At 35.5% G+C, this 874-nt stretch carries 1 protein-coding gene; it reads left to right on the forward strand.

All coding sequences use genetic code 11. From position 1 onward, the window contains the following. Window positions 1-151 precede the first annotated feature (151 nt). Window positions 152-847 (forward strand): hypothetical protein, encoded by a 696-nt coding sequence (locus tag ACFSW8_RS17065; RefSeq protein WP_377088616.1) that lies wholly within the window; start codon window positions 152-154, stop codon window positions 845-847. Window positions 848-874 lie beyond the last annotated feature (27 nt).

Genomic DNA, 874 nt, shown 5'->3' on the forward strand with positions numbered 1-874 from the left:
GGTTTGTCCTTGGTTCATATTAATGAATTAGGACACCCCCTGCCTAGGATTTTGGGGAAGCTCAAGAAATGGTATAATTACATACGAAAACATACGTCAATCAAGGGATGAAGAGCTCGTAGCACATCTAATTGCATATATGAGTTTAAATATGAAATCTGAGACAACGTCTAACTATTTAGATAAAATATACACATACAATACCCAAGAATCTAAAGACATTAACAATGAGATTGAAAAACATACTCAAGATTCATTTTTTAGACAATTCTGCAGGGTCTTTGATGAGTTAGACAAAACTATTTCGACTTCCAACAAAACCTTTAAAGATCTTGTTTTTACAAAAGAAAAGAAAAAGGTAACGCAGGTATTCCAAGTTATTTTTATAAGTTTTTACAACTTACTTATTCAACAAAACAAGATAATCCATTGCCATCAAAAGTTAGCAAAGCAACTTGAAGGCGTCTACGATTCACACCTTTTAAAATTAGGTAATAGAGAGAAGTGGAATAAAGTTGATCGCATCAACTTAGCGAACTCTATAATTGGTCTAATACAACAGCACTTCATTCCACGTAAAAGTGGTGACCACTCTATAGCCCAATGGGGGCAGAGACTAGAAGTTCTCATTAATCAATCTAAGACTGAGCAAGCTAACTATGATTTCAAAATAGGCCTCTGTACGATCTCAAAAACCAAACAAAAAATTCAAGTTTCAAAGATAATTAAAACTCTTGTCGCCATGACAAACTCCTGCAAAGGAGATTGTTACATCATTGTTGGAGTAGCTGACACTCAACGTGATGCTGATGAGCTTCCCCACGGATTTCGGTCAGGGAGTGTCTAAATTATTGGTAGGTTAGTTAGGCGACTT

It is taken from the genome of Rubritalea tangerina, assembly GCF_042683245.1.
Classification (GTDB): domain Bacteria; phylum Verrucomicrobiota; class Verrucomicrobiia; order Verrucomicrobiales; family Akkermansiaceae; genus Rubritalea; species Rubritalea tangerina.